Source organism: Kribbella sp. NPDC058245 (assembly GCF_042882005.1).
Classification (GTDB): Bacteria; Actinomycetota; Actinomycetes; order Propionibacteriales; family Kribbellaceae; genus Kribbella.
In genome coordinates, this window is the sequence record NZ_JBHVWY010000002.1 from 84,017 (window position 1) to 101,903 (window position 17,887).

The window sequence follows — 17,887 nt, forward strand, 5'->3', positions numbered from 1 at the left end:
CGCCATTGTGACAGTTCTACTGTCACAGTCGTCAAGTCATCGGCACAGCACAGCCCAGACGACCTTCCCGCCGGCCGCGGTCGGCGCCGACCCCCAGGACGCGGACTGCGCAGCAACGAGCTGCAGTCCATAGCCGTTCGTGCGCAACTCCCCCGGTACCAACGGACGCAGTACCGGCAGCACCGGGGATCCGTCGGTCACCGCGATGACCAAGAGGCCGTCCCGGAACTCCAGCCGATGAATCAGCTCGCCCTCGGAGTGCCGCAGGCCGTTGCTGATCAGCTCGTCGCTGACGGTGAGGGCCCGGTCGAGCAGCCCGAGGCATCCCCAGTCCGTGCACACGCGGACGACATGACGGCGGGAGATCCGCGCGCTGCGGACGTCGTACGGGAGCCGTTGAATGGCGAGGCGGCGGTCAGCGTCGGCCGCGGGCTGAACTTCGCCGAGGTCGAAGACCGTCGCGATCGACAGCACGCCGGCCGGCCGGACCACGATCACCTCGTCGTAGCCATCCATACCGATCTGCACCTCGACCCGCACCTCGACGTCCAGCTCGCCGCGCTGCCGATCGGCGGTCACCCGCGCGGCGGCACTTCGGGAGTGCGCTGCTTCCGAGGGATGTGCTGCGGAACTGCCGATCATGGAACCCGCCCCTGGACGTGCTCGACGTCGTGCCGTCGCCGGGGTCTGGGGCGCTGGATTGTGACGTTATACCTGCGCGCAGACGGACAACAGGCCGTACCCAGAGGTCATTTCCACCAACATTCGTAGCTCTCCGGGCAATGTCCAACGCGTGATCTTGACGTGCTCACCGGCGGCCGCTAAACCAGGTGCGCAGTACTGCACACTACCGCCCCGAACGAACAGGTTAGAACATGACAATGGACAGGCGTGACTTCCTCCGGACGACCGGACTCACGGCTGCGGCCGCCGGCGTCTTCTCCGCTCTCCCCGACAGCCTGCAGCGCGCGCTCGCCGCGCCCGCCCCCACCGGCGGTCTGGAGATGATCGAGCACGTGGTGATCCTGATGCAGGAGAACCGCTCCTTCGACCACTACTACGGGACGCTGCGCGGGGTTCGCGGGTTCAACGATCCGCTGGCTCGAACGTTGCCGACCGGCCGGTCCGTGTTCTACCAGCCGAACGGTTCCGGGTATGTGCTGCCGTACCCGGTGGCGAGTCAGTACATGACCGGGACACCGCACGACTGGGCGTCCGGCCACAACGCCTGGAACCACGGCCGCATGGATCAATGGGTTCCGCAGAAGTCGAAGTACAGCATGGCGACCCTGATGAGATCCGAGCTGCCGTTCTATTACGCCCTCGCGGACGCGTTCACGATCTGCGACGCCTATCACTGTTCCGAACTCGGCCCCACGAATCCCAACCGGTTCTACCTGTTCACCGGCATGCTCGGATATGAACCCGGGACGTCGAACCGGGCCATCGGCAACGATGCGTGGCAGAACCCGAGCCACACCGGCTACACCTGGACGACGTACGCGGAACGGCTCGAGGCCGCCGGCAAGAGCTGGAAGGTCTATCAGGAGTGGGACAACTACGGCGACAACTCGCTCGACTACTTCAAGAAGTTCCTCGACGTCGGGCGGAAGGCGCTCGCCAAGACGTCGTACAGCAAGCTCGAGTTCTTCTACGACCAAGGCGTCCGGCCCGGGAACGCATCGCAGCGCGCGACCCTGCTGAAGCAGCTCGCGGACGGGGTCGCCACACTGACGGCGGCCGAGCGCCGGCTGTACGACCGCGGCTTGGCGCGCGTCGGCGCGGACCAGCTCGTGCCCGCCTTCAGGGATGACATTGCCGCCGGGCGGCTGCCAGCGGTCTCGTGGATCGTGGCGCCGGAACCGAAGTGTGAGCACCCGGCCTGGGGTCCGGCCGAGGGCGCCAACTTCACCAAGGAGATCCTCGACAAGCTCGCCTCGAATCCGGCGGTGTGGAACAAGACGCTCGTCCTGATCACGTACGACGAGAACGACGGCTACTTCGATCACGTACCGCCGCCCGTGCCGCCGGTGAACGCGGACGAGGGCCAGTCGACTCCGGGGATCGCCGACGAACTGGTGAACGGCGAGCCGATCGGCCTCGGTAATCGGGTCCCGATGCTGGTGGTGTCGCCGTGGAGTCGCGGCGGCAACGTCTGCTCACAGGTCTTCGACCACACGTCGGTACTGCGGTTCCTCGAGCAATGGTCAGGGATCGCCGAACCGAACATCTCGCCCTGGCGACGCGCGGTCTGCGGTGACCTCACCTCCGCACTGGACCTGACGACATCGAACCCCAGCTACCCGACGCTGCCCACCACTCCCCCGACGCCCGGATGGGAAACGACGTACCCGGCTCCGCCTGCCAACCAGGCACTGCCTGTGCAGGAAGCCGGTGCGCGGACGTCGCGACCGTTGCCCTACGCGTTGACCGTCTCCGGTCGAGTTGCCGCCGACAACTTCTGGATCGACTTCAGCAACACGGGCTCGGCCGGCGCGCACTTTTACGTGTATGCCAACGCCTTCCGGACCGACGGGCCGTGGCGCTACACAGTCGGTGCCGGAAGCAACGTTTCCGACTACTGGCAAGCCGGTACGCCGACTGGCGCCTACGACCTGACCGTCGCCGGCCCGAATGGCTTTCTACGGCGGTTCACCGGGAACCGGATCACGGCGACGACCAGCGGGAACGCCAACCCCGAGGTCACGCTGCGGTATGCGCCAGCCGACAACCTGGTCTGGCTCAAGATGACGAACTCCGGGTCCAAGGCGTGCGTGATCACCATCCAGACCAACAATCGTGCTGGTGGTCCGTGGACCTACAGCGTCGCTGCTGGTGCCAGCGTCGAGGACTGGTGGAGTACGGCGAACGGTGCTGACGGCTGGTACGACCTGACCGCTACCGCTGACACGACCGATGGGTTCAGCCGCCGGTTCGCCGGGCGGCTCGAGAAGGGCGCATCCGGGATCAGCGACCCGGTGATGGCATCCGGTCGGCTCGCCGCATCCGTCCGGTCCTTCGACAGCCAAGAGAGCTCCGAGCCCGCGTCCGCGGTCCTCGACCGGAACTCAGCGACGTACTGGCACTCGCGGTGGAGCGAGCCCGCCGCCGCACTGCCGCACGAGATCCAGCTCGATCTGGGGTCCGCACGAACCGTCACGGGGCTCACCGTGTTGCCGCGCCAGGACGGCAGCGCCAACGGGCGCATCGGTCAGTACGAGGTCTACCTCAGCACCGACGGCACCAACTGGGGCTCAGCCCACACCACCGGCCGGTTCGCCGACACGGCCGACGCCAAGACCGTCCGCTGCTGGCCGACGACCGCTCGCTACATCCGGCTGCGTGCACTGACCGAGGCCGGAAACCGCGGCCCGTGGACCAGCGCCGCCGAGATCACGCCGCTGGGTTGGTGACCTACTTGAAGGTCTCAGCCGCGCGCTGAATGGTGGTGTAGTACTCCGACCAGCCGGCCTCGTCCAGCATGCCGGCGTCGGAGCCACCCTGCCCGTCGATCAGCTCCCGGATGATGTCGGCGTGACCCGCGTGATGCGCGGTCTCGTCGACCATCCGAACCAGCAACGCACCAAACGTCGTACGACGCTGGTCCTCACCCCAATGCGGCACCTCGGCCGGCGTATCCAAGTCGAACTGCGCGATCGACTCATCCCCGTGCGCACAAGCCTTGCGATAGAGGTCGGTGATGTACTCCGTGCTCTCACTCGGCTGAGCCCACATGTCAGCCCCGTCCCACACCGACCCGTCCGCCTCCCACGGCAACACCTCCGCCGGCGGCCGCCCCACGCTAGTCCCCAGGTACACGTACTCGATCCCAGCCAAATGCTTCACCAGCCCCAGCAGGTTCGACCCCGACGGCACCAACGGCCGCCGCCGGTCGAACTCGCTGATCCCCTCCAGCTTCGCCAGCAACAACGCCCGCGTGCCCTTCAAGTAGTCATGCAGCACCGTCTTCATACCCAGCACGCTAACCGAGCCCCCGGACAATCCCAGCCGCACGACCGACTGCAGGTAGTAGTCCCCCAGCTGCCCCGCCCCAGCTGCCGGCACGCGCGCCGGACCCCACTACCTGCAGTCCTTCGTGCCGCCTGTGGATAACTCGCGCCGCGATCCGCCCAACTTTGGCAACCTGGTGGAGTGCTGCTCGTCGACGAGATCCTGGCCCACCTCGGTGGCTGGGCGACGTCTGCCCAGTTGCGCCAGTTGGTCACACGAACGGCGCTGGCGGAGGCTGTGTCGCGCGGCGGCATCGAGCGGGTCGCGCGCGGGGTCTATGCGTTGCCCGCGCTAGGTCCGGAGCGGTTGACTGCTTTGGCGTACGACGGCGTCGCGTCGCACCTCAGCGCCGCTCACCTCTGGGGCCTGCCGCTGTTACGTCAACCGGACAAACCACACGTCATCCTCCCCCTGCGGCGCCACCCGCGGAGCCGCCGCCCCGCCGTACTGCACTGGGCGTCCGTCACCCCCGACGAGCGCGACAAGCGCATGACGTCGCTACTCCGCACAGTCGTCGACTGCTCGCGAATCCTCCCGTTCGGCGAGGCACTCGCCCTCGCCGACGCCGCCCTCCGCAGCGGTGAGCTGGGTCGCCACGAGCTCGAGAACGCGGCAATCGCCATGCGCGGCCCCGGGCGACCGACAGCCCGCCGGGTCGCAGACTCCGCGACAGCACTCGCGGAAAGCTTCCTGGAGTCCATCCTGCGCGGCTTGCTGATCTCCGCCGGACTCACCGAGTTCGAGCCCCAGGTCGTGGTCCGCGACGCCGACGGATTCATCGGCCGTGTGGATCTCGGACATCGAGCGGCCCGGCTCGCCCTCGAGGCCGAGGGCTACGGCTACCACAGCTCGTCCATCGCCTTCGCCGCCGACTGCCGCCGCTACAACAACCTCGTCGCCGCCGGCTGGCTGGTCCTGCGCTTCACCTACCAGCAGATCCTCCACGACTCCGCCTGGGTCATCGACCGCGTACGCACCGCCCTAGCCCTAAGAACACCCAGTACGACGCTCGCCCCGGTCGCCACCCTCACAACCGTCCCAGCCGACTGGGCCGCCTAGCCGCCACTCGCCGTCCACAACGCCACCTCCCGACTGCACGACGGACTGCAGGTACGCCGATCCACCCCGCTCACCCACGCGTGACCCCTCAGCCAAACGAGCCCGGAGCGCGACTACCTGCAGTCCTTCGTGCTCGGCACCCCGGATCACCAGCCACGTGACGTGAGGTCCGGGGTCGACCTTGTTGAGTGCCTCGGTGTCGGTTGGCGCGGCCTTGACCACGCTTCGCGGCGGACCGCGGTCGCACTACGGACTGCAGGTACACCGATCTGCACGGCGGTCACTCACGCGTGGACCAGGACACCGCGCCAGCGGGAGCGGGACTACCTGCAGTCCTTCGTGCTGGCGCCCGGACGGCCGGCCAGGCGGAGCGAGGTCGGTTGGCGCGGCCGCGACCGCAGCGGGAGGTGGACAGGGGTTGCACTACGGATGACCAGCCACGTGAGGTGAGGTCGGTTGGCCCTGCCAGACCACACTTCGCAGCGGACCGCGGTTGCACGACGGACTGCAGGTACGCCGATCCACCCCGCTCACCCACGCGTGACCCCCCCCCAGCCAAACCAGCCGCGAGCGCGACTACCTGCAGTCCTTCGTGCACGGCACCCCGGATCACCAGCCACGTGACGTGAGGTCGGATGGCCCCGCCTTCACCACACTTCACAGCGGACCGCGGTCGCACTACGGACTGCAGGTATGGCGGTGCGCGGCGGTCACTCACGCGTGGACCAGGACACCGCGCCGGCAGGAGCGGGACTACCTGCAGTCCTTCGTGCTGGCGCCCGGACCGCCGGCCAGGCGGAGCGAGGTCGGTTGGCGCGGCCGCGACCACAGTGGGCGGTGGGCAGGGGTTGCACTACGGACTGCAGGTACGGCGATCTGCGCGGGGCGGTGGCGGGGGCGGTGGGGCGGGACTACCTGCAGTCGTTCGTGTCGGCGGGATTAGGGGGTGCGGGTGGGGCGCCGGGTGGGATGAAGGGGGCGGGGGTGGGGCCTTGGTGGATCAACTCCAGGAGGGCGTCGGTGTTGACGTGGGTGTCGATGGCGTCGGCTAGGCGGTTGAGGCGGGATTCGCGGAGGGCGGCGAAGGAGGTGGTGCCGTCGGGGGCGGGCTTGCTGGTGAGGGTGGCGATCTCGGTGAGGAAGGCGTGCCGGGCTGCGTCGTCGTCGAGGAGGCCGTGCCAGATGGTGCCCCAGGTGGTGGCGGTGCGGCAGCCGCCGGGGAAGGGGTCGGCGTCGCCGGTGACTGTCACCACGCCGTGGTGGATCTCGTACGCCGTTGGTGCCGGGCGGGCGAGGGTTTTGGCGCGGGCGAATTCGGTTGCTACTGGCAACAGACCTAGGCCGGTGTGAGTGCCGCCGCCTTCGACGCCGTCGGGGTCGGTGATCACGCCACCGAGGAGTTGGTAGCCGCCGCAGATGCCCAGGATGGGGCGAGATTGGGCGGCGCGAGCAACAAGGGCGGTGTCGAGGCCTAGCGAGCGGAGCCAGGCCAGGTCGGAGACGGTGGCGCGGGAGCCGGGGAGGACGACGAGGTCGGCGTCACGGACTTCGGCCGGGCTGGTGGTGAAGAAGACGCTGTTGGTGGGCTCGGCGGCGAGCGCGTCGAGGTCGGTGAAGTTGCTGATCCGCGGGAAGCGGACGACCGCGATCGACAACACGTCGGCGCTCGCGGAGGTACGCCGTACCGGGATGTCGAGGGCGTCCTCGGAGTCCAGCCAGAGCTCCGGCAGCCACGGGAGGATCCCGTACGTCGGGCGGCCGGTGACTGCGGTGAGCATGTCGATGCCGGGTTGGAGGAGCGAGACGTCGCCGCGGAACTTGTTCACCAGGAAGCCGCTGATCAGGGCCTGGTCGGCAGCGTCGAGCAGCGCGACCGTGCCGAACATCGAGGCGAACACTCCCCCGCGATCGATGTCGCCGACCACGACGACCGGCGATTTGATGTGCTGGGCGAGGCCCATGTTCACGTAGTCCGACTGGCGAAGGTTGATCTCGGTGGGACTGCCCGCGCCCTCGGCGATCACCACGTCGTAGCGGGAGGCGAGGTCGTCGTACGCGGCGAAGGCTGCCTTGGCGAGCTCGGCGCGCTCGGTCAGGAAACCGCGGGCGGAGAGTTCGCCCCACGGCTGGCCCATCAGTACGACGTGGCTGCGGCGGTCGCTGCCGGGTTTGAGCAGCACCGGGTTCATCGCGGCCTCGGGCTCGGCGCCGGCGGCGACCGCCTGGATCCACTGCGCGCGGCCGATCTCGGTACCGTCGGCGCAGACCATCGAGTTGTTCGACATGTTCTGGGCCTTGTACGGCGCCACCCGTACCCCCTGGCGTGCGAGCCAGCGGCACAACCCGGTCACCACGGTCGTCTTGCCGGCGTCGGACGTCGTACCAGCGATCAGGAGTCCTGCCACGCGGTCGATCCTAAGGCCCGCAGCGTGAGGGCGCTTCAGTCCGTGCGCGCGGTGTCAGCTGAGGCGACCGGCGCAGGTCCGAGAAGGAAGACGGCGGCGGCCCCGGCAACGACGAGAGCCGCCAGAGCGATCACGCCGGCTGTGGTCTCCCGCAACAGCAAGGCCCCGATCGCGGCACCGGCGAACATCGCGGCGACTGATCCGAGCCGCCGGTGTGGTTTGGCCGACTGCCCGCCGGCAAGGATGCTGTCCGCCGCCAGCCCGGTCAGCGTCAGGGTGAGGACAGTGGTGGTCAGATCCTTCGGTGCCACCCGCCGTACGGTCGCGTTCTGCAGCCCGAAACACGCCGCCAGCAAGAAGATCAGCCCGTACGACGTACCGCCGGTCCGTTCCAGCACGTCCGTGCCCACCAGCAGCGCCGCGACCCCCAGCAGCACCGCCTGGGTCCCGAAGACACCTCCCAGCCAGCGCCTGGGCCGAGCCTCAAGCGCCGCGCCGACACGCCCACCGGCCAGGGACCCGACGAGGAAGCCGGCGAGGGAGAACAGCGGCGCGGTCACCGTGAAGCCGGAATCCGGTGCCAGAGCGAAACCGAGAAAGACCACGTTGCCGGTCATGTTGGCGACGAAGGTGTGCCCGAGCGCCAGGTAGCTGACCGCATCGATCAGCCCGGTTGCCGTCGTCAGCGCCAGGAATGCGCCCACCTCCCAGCGGCGGGCTACAGGTACGGCCATGGGTAGTCAGAGGCGCGGTGCCCGGGCGGGCCCAGTTCCCCTGTCTCCTTTCGCAGTCGATCCTAAGGCTCGCATTGTGAGGGCGAGATGGAGGCGGAAGCGACCGCCTGCGTTGCTGAACGGGAAGCCGAGGACGGACTCGGCATGCTCCAGGTGGTAGGCGACCGTGCTGTGGTGGCGGTAGACGAGCGCCGCCGCCTTGCGGACCGAGTCCGTGACGGAGAACGCGCGCAAGATCGCGAGCAGGTCGTCACCACCTGGTTCGGCCGCGATCCGATCGAGGGCGGCGACATCAGGTGAGGTGGCGATGTCCTCCGAGCGCAGGCGCTCGACCACCACCAGCAGACCGCCCAGATCATCAGCCCGTACGACGGGAGCCTCGGGCGAGGTGAGTCGCAACGCCGTACACGCATCCCGCCACGACTCAGCCGCCCGAATGGCCGGCACCACCGGACCGATGCCAGCTCGCACGCCATCAGCAGTCCCGATTGAGTCGGGAGTCTTGCAAAGGCTGACAACCGAGTCACCAACGGTTGCCGACACGTGCGGGGACAGGGGCGCCGCTGTCGAGACAGCCACCTGCAGAGTCGCGGTGGGGGTGATGCCAAGGAGGTGGAGGGCTCGGGAGCGTTCGGCGATGCCGGCAGTGGCGGAGACGACCAACTCGACCAGGGCTGGGTCGCCGACGGCGGGGAGGTTGCTGACGGTGCGGTCGAGCAGGAGGGAGCCGGCTAGGGCGAAGCGTTCCAGGACTATCTCGTCGAGGGGCAAGGCGGATTCGGGGCGGGCGAGCCAGAAGCGGGCGTCGCCGTACTCGCGGAGCTCGGCGCCGGCGGGTGGACCGCCGAGATCGATGGTGCCGGACGGGTCGGCGCACAGGACGAGGCCGCGACCGGGCGCGTCGACGCCGACCGGGCATTCCGCGAGGGCCGCCGTACTGCGGAGCAAGGTGGCGAGCTCGGCGCGATCCGTCATCAGGGCGTCGAAGAAGCCGATCACGCGGACGGCGCTCTCCGCGTCGGAGTCCAGCGAGGAGAGTCGCAGCAACAGCCCCTTCATACCGAGAGGTTACGCCGATCGTCGGAACGCCGGCCCCGGATCCCCGCCACCCGGCGGCTGCGCCGTGGCAGGCTGGGAACGGATGCTCAAGGTGTCGGCGAACAGAGAGGCACCACGATGACCCAGTACGCGATCGACCCGGAGCTGCTGCCCTGGCTGGCGATGATTCCGGAGATCGACCTGAGCGACATGCCCGCGCTGCGTGCGCGCACCTCCGAGATGACGAGCGTGATCCCGCCGGTCGTCGTACCGGACGGGCTCGAGATCCGCGAGGTCACGATCCGCGGCCACGACGGCTACGCCATCCGCACCAAGGTCTACACGCCGGCCGGGCCTGCCGAGGGGGCGCGGCCCGGCTTCCTGTACATCCACGGGGGCGGGTTCGTGATGGGCGACCCCGAGATGACGGAGCAGTCCGCGGTCGACATCGCGGCCGAGGCCGGCGCCGTGGTCGTCTCCCCCGACTACCGGCTCGCGCCGGACCACCCGTTCCCGGCGGGCCTCGAGGACTGCTATGCCACCCTCGAATGGTTCGTCGCGAACGCGGCCGAGCTCGGCGTCGACCCCGACCGGATCGCGGTCGGTGGTGCCAGCGCGGGCGGCGGGTTGACCGCCGCGGTGGTGCTGCTGGCCCGCGACCGCAAGGGCCCGGCCATCTGCTTCCAGGTGCTGGAGATCCCCGAGCTCGACGACCGGCTGGAGACTGCGTCCATGCGGGAGTTCGTCGACACCCCGCTGTGGAACCGGCCCGCCGCCGAGTTCAGCTGGAAGTACTACCTGTCCGGCACACCAGAGACCCTAGGACTCCAGTACGCCGCTCCCGCCCGTGCCGAAGACCTGTCCGGCCTCCCACCCGCGTTCGTCTCGGTGTGCGAGTTCGACCCGCTGCGCGACGAAGGACTGACCTACGCGCAGCGGCTTCTGGAGGCCGGGGTCAGCACCGAGCTGCATCACTACCGCGGCACCTTCCACGGCGCCGGCCTGGTGGCGACGGCCGAGGTGAGCAAGCGGATGGCGGCCGACGTGCTCGGCGCCATCCGCCGCGCGCTCAGCTGACCGGAGGTTCGTCCTGAGACCGATCCTGTGGGCCTTGCTCGGCCTCGGGTTTCACCGGAGTGATCCGGCGACCCTGAGCATCGGTACTTGGCAGCCTGGGGGTCGGTCCCTGGAAGCGAACGCCGCCACCGTCCCGAGCGGACAGCGGTTTGGCGACGTTCTCCAGCGACTGGCCCTCGGCGTCGACACCGAAGAACCACGCGATGATGCCACCGGCCAGCATGATCACCGCGCCGACGACGTACCCGATGGCCAGGGGGCCGCGGGCCGGGTGCTCGCCCTCACCGATGAGCGACGCGAACAGGAACGGTGCCACAACTCCACCAGTGAGCTGCGAGATCGCGAAGAAGAACGAGATGGCCTGTCCCCGAAGTTCGATCGGGAAGATCTCGCTCACCGTCAGGTACGCCGATGATGCGCCGGCCGAGGCGAAGAAGAACGTCACGCACCACATCAGGGTCAGCGTGGTCGCGTTCAGCGAACCGGCGTTGAACAACAGCGCGGTGACGAACAGCACGACCGCCGCGATCGAGTACGTCGCGAAGATCATCTTGCGCCGGCCGATGGTGTCGAACCAGTGCCCCAGGAGCAGCGGCCCGGCCAGGTTGCCGATCGCGAACGGGAAGAAGTACAGCGCGACCCCGGAATCGCTCAGCCCGAAGTACGACTTCAGCACCAGCGCGTAGGTGAAGAAGATCGCGTTGTAGAGGAAGGCCTGGGTGACCATCATCGAGAAGCCGAGGAACGAGCGGCTGCGGTAGTCGCGCAGCATCACCCGGGCGATCTCGCGATACGTCACCGGCGGGTAGTCGACCAGATTGATCGCCTCGTCGTCCGTCACCTCGCGCAGCTGACCACCTTGGCGCCGTACCGTCGCCTCGATGTCGTCGACGGTGCGCTCGGCCTCTTCGATCTTGCCGTGCGTCATCAGCCAGCGCGGGCTCTCCGGGATGTGCCGGCGCAGGTAGATGATCATCAGGCCCATCACCGGACCGACCAGGAAGCACAGCCGCCAGCCCCACTCGATCGGGATGATGTCGGTGTTCAGGAAGACCAGACCGACCGCGGACCCGATCAGCGCACCGGCCCAGTAGGTGCCGTTGACGCCGATGTCGACGCGGCCGCGGTACTTCGACGGGATCAGCTCGTCGATCGCGGAGTTGATCGCGGCGTACTCACCACCGATCCCCATTCCGGCCACGAAGCGGCAGAGCGCCAGCGACCAGAAGTCCCAGGTCAGACCCGCTGCGCCGGAAGCGACCAGGTAGACCACCAAGGTGATGATGAACAGGCTGCGGCGGCCCCACTTGTCGGTGAGCCGGCCGAAGACCAGGGCGCCGACCACCTCGCCGCCCAGGTAGATCGAGGCGAGCAGCCCGACCTCCGCCGTACTCAGGCCGAGGGTGGCGCCCTCTTTCAGGGTGTTGCCGACCAGCGAGACCAGCTGGATCTCGAGACCGTCCAGAATCCAGGAGACGCCGAGCCCGACGACGATCATCCAGTGGAACCTTGTCCACGGCAATCGATCCATCCGGGCCGGCACGAGGCTGGGTATGGCCTTGCCTTCCGCCAGTGCGTGCTCGTTGCTCATCCTGCTCCTCCCGAGCCCCGCGTCCCTGGATGGGACACGCCCATCAGAGCTCGTACCCCAAGGACCGCGCATTCCAAACCCCACTTAGAGTTGTGGGCATGGAGAACGAGATCAGCGTGGTGGACGCCAAGGAGCGCAGCCGGTACGAGGCACTCGACGCCGACGGCAACCTGATGGGCTTCGTGGACTACGCGCTGCACCCAGGACGCATCACCTTCCTGCACGCCGAGACGCTGCCCGACTTCCGCGGGCGTGGAGTGGCCGGCCGGATCGCGGTGAAGTCGCTGGACGACGCCCGCGCGCTCGGGCTGCAGGTCAAGCCCGCGTGCCCGTTCTACAAGGACTACCTCGAGAAGCACCCCGAGTACACCGACCTGGTGGTCCAGTGACCGCGCCGGTCATGGGCAAGCTCGAATGGCATCCGGCCGCCGAGGTTCCGGAACTGCTGGCCACGCCCGTTCGCGAGGCCCTCGGCGACCTCCCCGCTTATGCGGTGGCGATCGATCCGGAGCTGGCCGACACGGCCGCGTTCTGCGCCCAGTACGACGTACCGATGGCCGCGTCGGCCAACTGCGTGATCGTGCTCGGCAAGCGCGGCGGTGAGTCGTCGTACGCCGCCGTCCTGGTGCTCGCCGACGACCGGGCCGATGTGAACGGCGTCATCCGCAAGCACCTCGGCGTCCGGAAGATCTCGTTCGCCGCGCAGGACGACGCCGTCAGTACGACGGGCATGGAGTACGGCGGAATCACCCCGATCGGCCTTCCGGCGGACTGGCCGGTGCTGGTCGACGAGGCCGTCGTACAGGCTGGTCCGGTGGTGATCGGCAGCGGCATCCGCGCCTCCAAGATCCTGATCGACGGCACCGACCTGGCGAGGTTGCCGAGCGCGACCGTGCTCGCCCTGGCCCAAAGGTGATCTCACCCATCGGAGCGGCGACCGGCCGTGGCCCGTGGACACGGAGTAGCATCGCGGGCTGAAATGGGTGAGTGGACGGGTGCGGCGGGTGCGGCTGTGACGGATGACGGGGTGCCAGTGGCCGGCGGCGGAGATGGTGGGCCGACGGCGCTGCGGATCATGCTGGGCGGGCAGCTGCGCCGGATGCGGGAGCTGGCCGGGATCAGTCGTGCCGACGCGGGCTGGCAGATCCGGGCCTCGGAGTCGAAGGTCAGCCGGATGGAGCTCGGCCGGGTCGGCTTCAAGGAGCGCGACGTCGGCGACCTGCTCGACCTCTACGGCATGCGCGACGACGCCGAGCGCTTCCGGCTGATGGAGCTGGCCCGGGCCGCGAACAACCCGGGCTGGTGGTCCCGGTACGGCGATGTGATGCCGAGCTGGTTCACCAACTACGTGGGTCTCGAGGTCGCGGCGACGCTGATCCGGACCTACGAGGTGATGTTCGTCCCCGGGTTGTTGCAGACCGAGGACTACGCACGGGCCGTCGTACAGCTCGGGAAGTCGTATCTACCGGACGACGAAGTGGCTCAGCGAGTGGCGCTGCGGGTGACCCGGCAGCAGATCCTCACCCGGACCACCCCGGCGCGTCTCTGGGTGGTCGTCGACGAGGCGGCACTGCGCCGGCCGGTCGGCGGCGTCGACGTGTTGCGGGCGCAGATCGAGCACCTGATGACCTGCGCGCAGCAGCCGAACATCACCTTGCAGATCATGCCGTTCAGCAGTGTCGGCTACCCGGGCGCGGGTGGTGCGTTCAGCATCCTGCGGTTCCCCGACGGGGACCTGCCGGACATCGTCTACATCGAGCACGCGGCGAGCGCGCTCTACCTCGACAAGCTCGAGGAGGTCGACGAGTACGCCGCAATCATGGAGGGGCTCACGATTGCGGCGGCACCCGTCTCCGCGACCGAGGGCCTCCTGAAAGAGGCCCTCGCGCGGCTGGACTGATCGGACGGGATCAGGCCAGCTTCAGGTCCACGACAATGTTGCCGCGGGTGGCGTTGGAGTAAGGGCAGACCTGGTGGGCCTTCTCGACCAGGTCCTGCGCCACGTCGTTCTCCAGACCCGGCAGGCTGACGACCAGCGCCACCTGCAGGCCGAAGGCGCCACCGGGGATCGCGCCGAGGCCGACCTCGGCGGTGACCGTCGAGCCGGTGGTGTCGACGCGGAGGCGACGGGCGACCGTCATCATCGCGCTCTGGAAGCAGGCCGCGTAACCGGCGGCGAACAGCTGCTCGGGGTTGGTGCCGTTACCGGTACCACCCAGCTCGGCCGGCGGGGCGACGACGACGTCCAGCTTGCCGTCGCTGCTCGCGACCTTGCCGTCCCGGCCGCCCTGAGCGGTGGCCTTGGCGGTGTACAGAACCTTCTCGACTGCAGTGACCATGGTTGTGCTCCTGATTCAGCGTGTGGGGTCGAGCACGAGCTTGCCGACGGTCCGGCGGGCTCGCATGTCTTCGTGGGCGGTCGCGACCTCGGACAGCGCGTACTCGCCGCCGACGATCGGGCGCAGGGTGCCGTCGGCAACCAGACCGAACAGCTCGGTCAGCGGGTCACCGAGCAGGCGCGGATCTCCGAAGCAATCGGCCAGCCAGAAACCGACGATGGTCTTCGAGCCCTTCATCAACCGGTTCGGGTCGATCGCGGCGGCGGACTGGCGGGAGGCCGCACCGAAGGTGACGAGGCGGCCGAACTTGGCCAGCGCGGCGAACGACTCGTCGAACGTCGGTCCACCGACCATCTCGAGCACGATGTCGACGCCCTTGCCGCCGTTCGCCTCGAGGATGCGGTCCTTCAGGCCTTCCGGCGTACCGTCGATGGCGGCGTCGGCGCCGAGCTCGAGCGCCTGCTTGCGCTTCTCCTCCGACGACGCGGTCGCGATCACGCGGCCGGCGCCCCAGTGCTTGGCCAGCTGGATGGCGAGGGAGCCGACGCCACCCGCACCGGCGTGCACCAGCACGGACTCACCGGGCTGGAAGTGGGTCGAGGTCTTGAGCAGGTGCCAGGCGGTCGTGCCCTGCAGCACCAGCGCGAGTGCGTCTCCGTCGGAGACACCCTCCGGAACGTCCCAGGCGTACGGCGCGGCAGCGACCGCCTTCTCGGCGTATCCGCCCGAGCCGACCAGCGCGACGACACGGCGGCCGTCGGCGGTGTGACCGACCACCTCACCGCCCGGAATCATCGGCAGCTTGGCCGCCTGCAGGTAGCTGTTCTCCACCTGATGGGTGTCGGCGTAGTTGATCCCGGCGTGATCGACGGTGATCAGAACCTGACCGTCACCCGCGACCGGATCCGGAACGTCGCCGACCATGAGGACCTCAGGTCCACCGAATTCAGTGATCTCGATTGCTCGCATACGTTGTACTATACACTGTACGTTAGCGAGATCGAAAGGGAGTTGGATCACATGCCACGGACACCGCGGAACACCTTGAGCCCCGACCTGGTCGTGCGGACCGCACTGCAGGTGATGGAGGCCGAGGGTGCCGACGGGTTCAGCCTGCGCGGGGTCGCGGGCGAGCTCGGCGTCGGGCCGATGGCGCTCTACACCTACTTCCGGAACAAGGACGATCTGTACGACGCCATCCGCGACCACCTGATGGGGTTGATGCCGCCCCCGCCGGACGGGCTGCCCTGGCCGGACCAGGTCCGGTCGGTCTGCCGGGACCTGCGGATCCTGATGCGCCAGCATCCTTGCCTTGCGCAACTACTCGCGAGCCGGCCGCTGAGCGGGCACGAGACCGCGCGGGTCGCCGAGGGGCTGCTCAGTGTGTTGCGGTCGGCCGGCTTCGAGCCGGAGACCGCCGCGCGCACGCACACGACGCTGTTCACTTACGTGCTCGGGGCAACGACCTGGGAGATCCAGATGGCGCAGGAGCAGAGTGACCCGGACGCGTTGCGCCGGCTGCGGGCGTCGATGGAGTCGCTGTCGTCGCGGGACTTCCCGACGGTGATCGAGCTGGCGCCGGAGCTTGCGCGCACCACCGGCGGCGACGCGCAGTTCAACTACGGACTGGATCTGCTGCTGGCCGGTCTGACGGCTAAAACACCATCGTGACGATGGCCAGGATGCCGATGCAGACAATCAGTCCACGGAGTGCGATCGGCGGCAGCTTGCGGCCGTAGCGGGCACCGAGGAAGCCGCCGATCGTGGAGCCGACCGCGATCAGGCCGGCGGCCAGCCAGTCGACGTCGGCGACGATGACGAACAGGATCGCGGCGACCGTGTTCACGACCGTGGCCAGCACGTTCTTCAGGCCGTTCATCCGCTGCAGGTTCGGGTCCAGGCCGAGGCCGAGAATCGCCATCAGCAACACCCCCTGAGCAGCGCCGAAATACCCGCCGTACACGCCGGTGGCGAAGACCGCGGGGATCACCCACCAGGCGCCGCGATGGGTGTGCGTCGGCACGCTGATCCACTTCGACAGCAACGGCTGGAAGGCGACCAGCAGACAGCCGAGCAGGATCAGAACCGGTACGACGGCGTGGAACGCGGAGTCCGGGGTGGTGAGTAGCAGCACTCCCCCGACGACACCGCCGACCAGTGAGGCCGGGATCAGCCGGATCATCCGGCCGCGCTGTCCCTCGAGCTCACGCCGGTAGCCGATCGCACCGGCCGCCGTACCGGGTGAGAGACCGACGCTGTTGCTGACGTTCGCCAGGACGGGCGGGATGCCGACCGCGAGCAGGGCCGGGAAGGTCAGCAGTGTGCCTGACCCCACCACGGCGTTGATCGTGCCCGCGCCCATTCCCGCCACCAGGACGAACAGCGCCTCGAACCATGTCATCGTTGCCAGACTCTACAGACAGCAACAGGGCCCCCCACTGTGTGGGAGGCCCTGCTGAGACAGCTCGATCAGCGCTCGAGCGGCGGTTCGGCCTCGGGAAGGCTGTGCTCCGGGCTGGTCGACGGCGCGGGGGCCGCAGCCTGCCGTCCGCTGACGGCAGCGTTCTGCGCGGCAGCGATGGCCTCCTGTACGGCGTTGTCCGCCTCGGCGACCGCCTTGTCCTGGACACCGCCCTCGACCTCGGGTGCGGCCGCGGCGTCGGAGATCTCCGGCGCCTGCCAGTTGCCCTCGGCCTTCTGCGGGATGCCGGCGATCTGGCCGACGGCACTGCCGAGACCCTCCATCGCCTTGCCGATCTCGCTCGGGATGATCCAGAGCTTGTTCGAGTCGCCCTGGGCGATCGACGGCAGCATCTGCAGGTACTGGTAGGCGAGCAGACCCTGGTCCGGCTTGCCTGCGTGGATCGCGTTGAAGACCGTGGTGATGGCCTGCGCCTCACCCTGTGCCTTCAGGATCCGGGCCTCCCGCTCGGCCTGCGCCCGCAGGATGCGGGACTCCTTGTCACCCTGGGCGGTCAGGATCGCGGACTGCTTCTGGCCTTCGGCCGACAGGACGGCGGACTGCCGCATACCCTCGGCGGTCAGGATCGCGGCGCGCTTGTCGCGGTCCGCGCGCATCTGCTTCTCCATCGAGTCCTGGATCGAGGGCGGCGGGTCGATCGAGCGCAGCTCGACCCGGTTCACCCGGATGCCCCACTTGCCGGTGGCCTCGTCCAGCACGTAGCGGAGCTTCTCGTTGATCTCCTCACGAGAGGTCAGCGTCTGCTCCAGGTCCATGCCACCGATGATGTTCCGCAGCGTGGTCATGGTCAGCTGCTCGATGGCCTGGATGTAGTTCGAGATCTCGTACGTCGCCCGGACCGGGTCGTTGACCTGGAAGTAGATGACGGAGTCGATCGACACCATCAGGTTGTCCTCGGTGATCACGCCTTGCGGCGGGAACGAGACGACCTGCTCGCGCATATCGATGGTGTAGCGGACCTTGTCGACGAACGGGGTGAGCAGGTTCAGGCCCGGCTGCAGGCCGGTCTTGTACTTGCCGAACCGCTCGACGATCCCGACGGTCTGCTGTTGCACCACCCTTACGGACTTGGCCAGGGTGACGATCACCAAAATGGCAACGATCGCCAGCACCACAAGGAAGCCGATCACTGGACCCTCCACTCGTCAGAA

17 protein-coding genes are annotated in these 17,887 nt (G+C 68.4%); 7 read left to right on the top strand and 10 right to left on the bottom strand.

All coding sequences use genetic code 11. From position 1 onward, the window contains the following. Positions 1 to 36 precede the first annotated feature (36 nt). Positions 37 to 579: an ATP-binding protein gene (locus tag ACFVWG_RS03915; RefSeq protein ID WP_391541614.1), complete on the bottom strand. Its 543-nt coding sequence runs from the start codon at positions 577 to 579 to the stop codon at positions 37 to 39. A 296-nt stretch (positions 580 to 875) separates the two neighbouring features. Here ACFVWG_RS03915 and ACFVWG_RS03920 point away from each other — a divergent pair, with 296 nt between their 5' ends. Further along, a complete protein-coding gene (locus ACFVWG_RS03920) occupies positions 876 to 3,413 on the top strand; it encodes a phosphocholine-specific phospholipase C (RefSeq protein WP_391541615.1) in 2,538 nt (845 codons plus the stop codon). A gap of 1 nt (position 3,414) precedes the next feature. Here the strand turns inward: ACFVWG_RS03920 and ACFVWG_RS03925 are convergent, their stop codons facing one another. After that, entirely contained in the window at positions 3,415 to 3,972 is a 558-nt protein-coding gene (locus tag ACFVWG_RS03925; RefSeq protein WP_391541616.1) for a DinB family protein, read from the bottom strand. A 180-nt stretch (positions 3,973 to 4,152) separates the two neighbouring features. Here ACFVWG_RS03925 and ACFVWG_RS03930 point away from each other — a divergent pair, with 180 nt between their 5' ends. Further along, entirely contained in the window at positions 4,153 to 5,070 is a 918-nt protein-coding gene (locus ACFVWG_RS03930; protein WP_391541617.1) for a type IV toxin-antitoxin system AbiEi family antitoxin domain-containing protein, read from the top strand. Between the two features lie 911 nt (positions 5,071 to 5,981). Here ACFVWG_RS03930 and ACFVWG_RS03935 read toward each other — a convergent pair. From ACFVWG_RS03935 to ACFVWG_RS03945, 3 genes are read right to left on the bottom strand one after another with little or no spacing between them, the layout of a single operon-like run. After that, positions 5,982 to 7,475, bottom strand: a complete 1,494-nt coding sequence (locus tag ACFVWG_RS03935) for a cobyric acid synthase (RefSeq protein ID WP_391541618.1) — start codon at positions 7,473 to 7,475, stop codon at positions 5,982 to 5,984. 35 nt (positions 7,476 to 7,510) lie between these two features. Next, positions 7,511 to 8,209: a YoaK family protein gene (locus tag ACFVWG_RS03940; RefSeq protein WP_391541619.1), complete on the bottom strand. Its 699-nt coding sequence runs from the start codon at positions 8,207 to 8,209 to the stop codon at positions 7,511 to 7,513. 6 nt (positions 8,210 to 8,215) lie between these two features. Beyond that, positions 8,216 to 9,268, bottom strand: coding sequence for a helix-turn-helix domain-containing protein (locus tag ACFVWG_RS03945; RefSeq protein WP_391541620.1), 1,053 nt, complete (start codon positions 9,266 to 9,268; stop codon positions 8,216 to 8,218). A 117-nt stretch (positions 9,269 to 9,385) separates the two neighbouring features. Here ACFVWG_RS03945 and ACFVWG_RS03950 point away from each other — a divergent pair, with 117 nt between their 5' ends. After that, positions 9,386 to 10,324: an alpha/beta hydrolase gene (locus tag ACFVWG_RS03950; protein ID WP_391541621.1), complete on the top strand. Its 939-nt coding sequence runs from the start codon at positions 9,386 to 9,388 to the stop codon at positions 10,322 to 10,324. Here the strand turns inward: ACFVWG_RS03950 and ACFVWG_RS03955 are convergent. Next, a complete protein-coding gene (locus tag ACFVWG_RS03955; RefSeq protein ID WP_391541622.1) occupies positions 10,317 to 11,915 on the bottom strand; it encodes an MFS transporter in 1,599 nt (532 codons plus the stop codon). The genes ACFVWG_RS03950 and ACFVWG_RS03955 overlap by 8 nt on opposite strands. Before the next feature lie 98 nt (positions 11,916 to 12,013). On the opposite strand from ACFVWG_RS03955, the gene ACFVWG_RS03960 reads away from it, so the two are divergent. From ACFVWG_RS03960 to ACFVWG_RS03970, 3 genes are all read left to right on the top strand, one after another. Then, positions 12,014 to 12,304 carry a GNAT family N-acetyltransferase gene (locus ACFVWG_RS03960; RefSeq protein WP_391541623.1) on the top strand — a complete coding sequence of 97 codons (291 nt, stop codon included), beginning with the start codon at positions 12,014 to 12,016 and terminating at the stop codon, positions 12,302 to 12,304. Beyond that, complete coding sequence (locus ACFVWG_RS03965; RefSeq protein ID WP_391541624.1) at positions 12,301 to 12,831, top strand: YbaK/EbsC family protein; 531 nt, start codon at positions 12,301 to 12,303, stop codon at positions 12,829 to 12,831. The genes ACFVWG_RS03960 and ACFVWG_RS03965 overlap by 4 nt, the downstream gene beginning before the upstream one ends. A gap of 159 nt (positions 12,832 to 12,990) precedes the next feature. After that, positions 12,991 to 13,815 carry a helix-turn-helix domain-containing protein gene (locus tag ACFVWG_RS03970; protein WP_391542139.1) on the top strand — a complete coding sequence of 275 codons (825 nt, stop codon included), beginning with the start codon at positions 12,991 to 12,993 and terminating at the stop codon, positions 13,813 to 13,815. 10 nt (positions 13,816 to 13,825) lie between these two features. On the opposite strand, the gene ACFVWG_RS03975 is transcribed toward ACFVWG_RS03970, so the two are convergent. Beyond that, the gene (locus tag ACFVWG_RS03975; RefSeq protein ID WP_391541625.1) at positions 13,826 to 14,254 is read right to left on the bottom strand and encodes an organic hydroperoxide resistance protein; all 429 of its coding nucleotides are present in this window, start codon (positions 14,252 to 14,254) and stop codon (positions 13,826 to 13,828) included. A 15-nt stretch (positions 14,255 to 14,269) separates the two neighbouring features. After that, positions 14,270 to 15,223, bottom strand: a complete 954-nt coding sequence (locus ACFVWG_RS03980; RefSeq protein ID WP_391541626.1) for a zinc-binding alcohol dehydrogenase family protein — start codon at positions 15,221 to 15,223, stop codon at positions 14,270 to 14,272. A gap of 51 nt (positions 15,224 to 15,274) precedes the next feature. Between ACFVWG_RS03980 and ACFVWG_RS03985 the strand changes: the two genes are divergently transcribed. Continuing rightward, the gene (locus ACFVWG_RS03985; RefSeq protein WP_391541627.1) at positions 15,275 to 15,925 is read left to right on the top strand and encodes a TetR/AcrR family transcriptional regulator; all 651 of its coding nucleotides are present in this window, start codon (positions 15,275 to 15,277) and stop codon (positions 15,923 to 15,925) included. On the opposite strand, the gene ACFVWG_RS03990 is transcribed toward ACFVWG_RS03985, so the two are convergent. Both ACFVWG_RS03990 and ACFVWG_RS03995 read right to left on the bottom strand, forming a co-directional pair. Beyond that, entirely contained in the window at positions 15,909 to 16,655 is a 747-nt protein-coding gene (locus ACFVWG_RS03990) for a sulfite exporter TauE/SafE family protein (protein ID WP_391541628.1), read from the bottom strand. The two genes, ACFVWG_RS03985 and ACFVWG_RS03990, sit on opposite strands and share 17 nt — an antisense overlap. Positions 16,656 to 16,723: 68 nt before the next feature. Further along, positions 16,724 to 17,866, bottom strand: a complete 1,143-nt coding sequence (locus ACFVWG_RS03995; protein ID WP_391541629.1) for an SPFH domain-containing protein — start codon at positions 17,864 to 17,866, stop codon at positions 16,724 to 16,726. Between the last annotated feature and the right edge of the window lie 21 nt (positions 17,867 to 17,887).

Excerpts from the sequence above, each read along its gene's own strand:
- ACFVWG_RS03980 (WP_391541626.1), bottom strand. The coding sequence starts at position 15,223 with ATGCGAGCAATCGAGATCACTGAATTCGGTGGACCTGAGGTCCTCATG.
- ACFVWG_RS03955 (WP_391541622.1), bottom strand. The coding sequence starts at position 11,915 with ATGAGCAACGAGCACGCACTGGCGGAAGGCAAGGCCATACCCAGCCTC.
- ACFVWG_RS03940 (WP_391541619.1), bottom strand. The coding sequence starts at position 8,209 with ATGGCCGTACCTGTAGCCCGCCGCTGGGAGGTGGGCGCATTCCTGGCG.
- ACFVWG_RS03945 (WP_391541620.1), bottom strand. The coding sequence starts at position 9,268 with ATGAAGGGGCTGTTGCTGCGACTCTCCTCGCTGGACTCCGACGCGGAG.
- ACFVWG_RS03990 (WP_391541628.1), bottom strand. The coding sequence starts at position 16,655 with ATGACATGGTTCGAGGCGCTGTTCGTCCTGGTGGCGGGAATGGGCGCG.
- ACFVWG_RS03970 (WP_391542139.1), top strand. The coding sequence starts at position 12,991 with ATGCTGGGCGGGCAGCTGCGCCGGATGCGGGAGCTGGCCGGGATCAGT.
- ACFVWG_RS03920 (WP_391541615.1), top strand. The coding sequence starts at position 876 with ATGACAATGGACAGGCGTGACTTCCTCCGGACGACCGGACTCACGGCT.
- ACFVWG_RS03925 (WP_391541616.1), bottom strand. The coding sequence starts at position 3,972 with ATGAAGACGGTGCTGCATGACTACTTGAAGGGCACGCGGGCGTTGTTG.
- ACFVWG_RS03950 (WP_391541621.1), top strand. The coding sequence starts at position 9,386 with ATGACCCAGTACGCGATCGACCCGGAGCTGCTGCCCTGGCTGGCGATG.
- ACFVWG_RS03975 (WP_391541625.1), bottom strand. The coding sequence starts at position 14,254 with ATGGTCACTGCAGTCGAGAAGGTTCTGTACACCGCCAAGGCCACCGCT.
- ACFVWG_RS03985 (WP_391541627.1), top strand. The coding sequence starts at position 15,275 with ATGCCACGGACACCGCGGAACACCTTGAGCCCCGACCTGGTCGTGCGG.
- ACFVWG_RS03960 (WP_391541623.1), top strand. The coding sequence starts at position 12,014 with ATGGAGAACGAGATCAGCGTGGTGGACGCCAAGGAGCGCAGCCGGTAC.